At 76.1% G+C, this 4,273-nt stretch carries 5 protein-coding genes; 4 read left to right on the top strand and 1 reads right to left on the bottom strand.

The genetic code is table 11. The annotated features are described in order from the left end of the window. Positions 1-115 precede the first annotated feature (115 nt). Positions 116-841, bottom strand: a complete 726-nt coding sequence (locus AXW62_RS28735; protein ID WP_060947086.1) for a CDP-alcohol phosphatidyltransferase family protein — start codon at positions 839-841, stop codon at positions 116-118. A 118-nt stretch (positions 842-959) separates the two neighbouring features. Between AXW62_RS28735 and AXW62_RS28730 the strand changes: the two genes are divergently transcribed. The 4 genes from AXW62_RS28730 to AXW62_RS28715 form a co-directional block, all read left to right on the top strand. Beyond that, complete coding sequence (locus AXW62_RS28730; protein WP_060947085.1) at positions 960-1,958, top strand: zinc-dependent alcohol dehydrogenase; 999 nt, start codon at positions 960-962, stop codon at positions 1,956-1,958. A gap of 78 nt (positions 1,959-2,036) precedes the next feature. Further along, the gene (locus AXW62_RS43285) at positions 2,037-2,435 is read left to right on the top strand and encodes a 6-pyruvoyl trahydropterin synthase family protein (protein ID WP_060947084.1); all 399 of its coding nucleotides are present in this window, start codon (positions 2,037-2,039) and stop codon (positions 2,433-2,435) included. After that, positions 2,432-3,538, top strand: a complete 1,107-nt coding sequence (locus AXW62_RS28720; RefSeq protein WP_060947083.1) for a glycosyltransferase family 4 protein — start codon at positions 2,432-2,434, stop codon at positions 3,536-3,538. Before AXW62_RS43285 ends, AXW62_RS28720 begins: the two co-directional genes overlap by 4 nt. Further along, positions 3,535-4,273 (top strand): class I SAM-dependent methyltransferase (locus AXW62_RS28715; RefSeq protein WP_060947082.1); only part of this gene is annotated, 739 nt, incomplete at its 3' end. The genes AXW62_RS28720 and AXW62_RS28715, both read left to right, overlap by 4 nt.

Genomic DNA, 4,273 nt, shown 5'->3' with positions numbered 1-4,273 from the left:
GACCACTCCGGTCCGGGGCCACGCCGTGCGGTCACCGTGCGGCCACCGTGCGCCCCGCGCCGTGCAGCCCGCGCCGCGCGCTCACCGTGCGGCCCGGGGCCGGGGCGGACGGCGCTCATCCGGCCCGGCGGTACCGGGTGCGCCACAGCCACCTGATGTCGCGGGCGAAGGACCAGCTGAGCAGGGCCAGGGCCAGCAGCGCGGCGCCGAAGGCCGGCGTCCGGGGAAGCACACCGGCGCCGATGACGAGCAGCAGCACGCCCTGGAGCGCGGCCACCGTCTTGCGGGCCGTGCTCGGGGGCAGTTGGCCGTTGAGCCAGGGCAGCACCCGGGCCGCGGCGACGAAGACGTAGCGCATGGCGCCGATCATCAGCACCCAGGGGCCGAGCGAGGTGGCCACATAGACGCTGAGCACCAGGATGAGGACGGCGTCGACCTCCATGTCGAACCGCGCGCCCAGGGAGGACGAGGTGCCGGTGCGGCGGGCCACCTGGCCGTCGACCGCGTCGAGGATCAGCGCCACCGCGGTGAGGGCCACCAGGACGGTGACCGGCGGCGGGGACGCGAAGGAGTCGGCGACCAGCGCGGTCACCCCGCCGACGAGCGTCGCCCGCGCCAGGGTGACGCGGTTGGCCGCGCCGAAGGAGGCGAGCCAGGACCGTGCCAGGGCGCGGGTGAGCACCGCCCAGGTGGCGACCGCGAAGGCCAGGCCGGCCAGCCAGCCCGCGGGCCCCAGGTCGATCGCCAGGCCGAGCGATGCGAGCAGCACCAGCTGCGCGCCCGCGCCCGCGGCTGTCTCGGTCCGCAACGGCCGCGTGTTGTAGGGATGGTTCAGGGCCACCGTGCACCCTCCGGGCTGTGTGGCTTCCAGATGGGGTGCCGCGTACCGTGTTCGCGGCTTCATGGTGATCGGTACGTGGGCCGCCGCCCGATTGTTCAGTCCGTCAGGAGAACGCCGTATGACGCGCACCGCCCGTGCCTTCTGGCTTCGCTCCCCCGGCCACGGCGAGATACGGGAGGTGGCCCTGCCCGGACCCGGGCCCGGGGAGGTGGTGGTGCGCACGCTGTACTCCGGGGTGAGCCGCGGTACGGAGACCCTGGTCTTCCGCGGTGGCGTACCGGAGAGCCAGCACACCGCGATGCGCGCGCCGTTCCAGGACGGCGCGTTCCCCGGGCCGGTCAAGTACGGCTACCTCAACGTGGGTCTGGTCGAGGAGGGGCCGCGGTCGCTGCTGGGGCGCACCGTCTTCTGTCTGTACCCGCACCAGACCCGGTACGTGGTGCCGGCGAGCGCGGTGACCCCGGTGCCGGAGGGCGTGCCCGCCCCGCGCGCCGTGCTGGCGGGGACGGTGGAGACCGCGGTGAACGCCGCGTGGGACGCCGCGCCCCTGCTGGGCGACCGGATCACGGTGGTGGGGGCGGGGATGGTGGGTGCCTCCGTCGCGGCGGTGCTGGCCCGGTTCCCCGCCGTACGGGTGCAGCTGGTCGACGCCCGGCCGGAGCGCGCGGAGGTCGCACGGGCGCTCGGGGTGGGCTTCGCGCTCCCCGAGGGGGCGGCAGGCGACCGCGACCTGGTCGTGCACGCCAGCGCCACCGAACAGGGGCTCGCGCGCTCGCTGGAACTCCTCGCCCCGGAGGGCACCGTGCTGGAGCTGAGCTGGTACGGCGACCGGCGGGTCAGCCTGCCGCTCGGGGAGGCGTTCCACTCCCGCCGGCTGGTGGTGCGCAGCAGCCAGGTGGGGACGGTGTCACCGGCCCGGGGCGCCCGCCGGGGTTATGCCGACCGGATGGCGCTGGCGCTCGAACTGCTCGCCGATCCGGCCTTCGACGCCCTCGTCACCGGCGAATGCGGATTCGAGGAGCTTCCCCGGGTGCTGCCGGGGCTGGCCTCCGGGGAGCTGCCGGGGCTGTGCCACCGGGTCCGGTACGCCGATGGATCCGCCGTGCCGCCGGGCTGAACACGGGGAACGCGACGGCCGTACTGGAGGGCGTGCCCCGGCCGGGGGCCCGACACGCCGTATCGGGAGGGTCATCCGTTGTTCAGCATCACGGTCCGCGATCACATCATGGTCGCTCACAGTTTCCGCGGCGAGGTCTTCGGACCCGCGCAGCGGTTGCACGGGGCGACGTTCCTGGTGGACGCCGCCTTCCGGCGTGCCGAGCTGGACGGCGACAACATCGTCGTCGACATCGGTCTGGCCACCCGTGCGCTGGGGGAGGTGTGCGGCGCGCTCAGCTATCGCAATCTGGACGACGAACCCGATTTCCGGGGCGTCAACACCTCCACCGAGTTCCTCGCCAAGGTGATCGCCGACCGGCTCGCCGAGCGGGTGCGGTCCGGGGCGCTGGGCGAGGGCGCCCGCGGGCTGTCCGGGCTCACGGTCACCCTGCACGAATCGCATATCGCCTGGGCGAGTTACGAGCGTGCCCTATGAGTCCGGCGGCACCGCGCACGGTGCACATCGTGATGCCCGGCGCCGTGGCCGACCCGTCCGCGCCCAGCGGCGGCAACGTCTACGACCGGCGGATCTGCCGGGATCTGCCGGGCATCGGCTGGCGGGTCCGGGAGCACGCCGTCGCGGGCGACTGGCCCCAGCCCGGTCCCGCCGCCCGCGCGGAACTGGCCCGGGTCCTGGCCGGGCCGGCGGACGGCACGGTCGTCCTGCTGGACGGGCTGGTCGCCGGTGCGCTCCCCTCCGTCGTCGTCCCGCAGGCCCAGCGGCTGCGGGCGGCGGTGCTGGTGCATCTGCCGCTGGGTGACGAGACGGGGCTGGCGCCCGGCCGGGCCGCGGATCTTCAGGCGCTGGAGGGGCGGACCCTGCGGGCGGTGCGGACGGTGGTGGCCACCAGCGCGTGGGCGGCCGGCCGGCTGGCGCAGCTGCACGGGCTGGTCCCCGACCGGGTCCATGTCGCCGCACCCGGCGCCGACATCGCGCCGCTCGCCGCCTCGGGCGGTGACGGCTCACGGCTGCTGTGCGTGGCCTCGGTGACCCCGCGCAAGGGGCAGCTGCGGCTGGTGGAGGCGCTCGCGGAGATCCGCGATCTGCCCTGGAGCTGCGAGGTGGTGGGTTCCCTGGAGCAGGACCCGGAGTACGCCGCCCGGCTCCGGGAGCTGATCGGGGCGGCGGGCGTCGGCGACCGGGTGCGGCTGCTCGGCCCGAGGACCGGCGCCGAGCTGGACGCCCGCTACGCCTCGGCCGATGTGCTGGTGCTCGCCTCGTACGCCGAGACCTACGGCATGGCGGTGACCGAGGCGCTCGCCCGGGGGATCCCGGTGCTGGCGACGGCCGTCGGCGGGGTTCCGGAGGCGGTCGGGCAGGCGCCCGGCGGCCGGGTGCCGGGCATGCTCGTCGACCCGGACGACCCCCGGGCGCTGACGGCGGCGTTGCGCCGCTGGCTGGGCGACCCCGGTACGCGCCGCCGGCTGTCCGCCGCGGCGCGCGAGCGGCGCACCGCGCTGGCCGGGTGGGAGAACACCACCCGCAACCTGGCCGATGCCCTGGAACAGCTCCGGGACGCACCGCGGAGGGCCGCGTGAGGACGACCGGCGTACCGCGCTACACCCCCGACTGGCTGGAGCTGCGGGAGGGCGCCGACGCGGCGGCCCGCTCCCCCGAACTCCTCGGGGCGCTGCGCCCCCGGCTGTGCGGCCCGCCGCTGGTGATCCACGATCTGGGCTGCGGCACCGGCTCCATGGGGCGCTGGCTGGCGCCCCGGCTGGGCGGCCCGCAGCTGTGGATCCTGCACGACCGCGACCCCGATCTGCTGGACCGGGCGGCCGTGCGGATGCCCCGGACCACCGCCGACGGCGACCGCATCACCGTCGCGACGGCGCGCGGCGACCTCTCCCGGCTGACCGGGAGCACCCTGGACGGCGCCTCGCTGGTGACGGCGTCCGCGCTGCTGGATGTGCTCACGCCGCGGGAGGTGGACGGGATCGCCGCGGCCTGCGCCGAGGCGGAGTGCCCGGCGCTGCTGGCGCTGTCGGTGGTGGGGCGGGTCGAGCTCGCCCCGGCCGATCCGCTGGACGCGGAGCTCGCCGAGGCGTTCAACGCCCATCAGCGGCGCGGCGGTCTGGTGGGCCCCGACGCGGTCGCGGTGGCCTCCCGGGCGTTCGCCCGGTACGGCGCGACGGTACGGACGCGGACCAGTCCGTGGCTGCTCGGCGCCGAGTGGTCGGCGCTGGCGGCCGAGTGGCTGCGGGGCTGGGTGGCCGCGGCCGTGGCGCAGCGGCCCGAGCTGGCCGGGCGTGCCGAGGGGTATCTGCGCCGCC

The sequence above is a fragment of the Streptomyces hygroscopicus subsp. hygroscopicus genome (genome assembly GCF_001553455.1).
In the GTDB taxonomy this organism is placed as follows: Bacteria; Actinomycetota; Actinomycetes; order Streptomycetales; family Streptomycetaceae; genus Streptomyces; species Streptomyces hygroscopicus.
Note: the sequence above shows the minus strand (reverse complement) of the source record. Positions and strands in the feature narration are given on the sequence as shown.